We start from the raw sequence: 337 nt of genomic DNA on the forward strand, positions 1-337 counted from the left end.
GGAATAAGCATCGGCTAACTCTGTGCCAGCAGCCGCGGTAATACAGGGGATGCAAGCGTTATCCGGAATTATTGGGCGTAAAGCGTCCTGATGTGGCTTACCCAGTCGACTGTGAAAGCTCAAGGCTTAACCTTGAAACGGCAGTCGAAACTTGTAAGCTTGAGTACGGTAGGGGCAGAGGGAATTCCCGGAGGAGAGGTGAAATTCGTAGATATCGGGAGGAAGGCCAAAGGCGAAAGCACTCTGCTGGGCCGATTACTGACACTGACAGACGAAAGCTAGGGGAGCGAAAGGGATTAGATACCCGTGTAGTCCTGTCTCTTATACACATCTCCGA

1 rRNA gene is annotated in these 337 nt (G+C 51.6%); it reads left to right on the forward strand.

The window, feature by feature from the left end:
- Window positions 1-337, forward strand: a 16S ribosomal RNA gene (locus ACTHSL_RS13285); the annotation flags it as partial.

The organism is Neisseria sp. P0008.S010, assembly GCF_051962715.1.
GTDB lineage: Bacteria > Pseudomonadota > Gammaproteobacteria > Burkholderiales > Neisseriaceae > Neisseria > Neisseria elongata.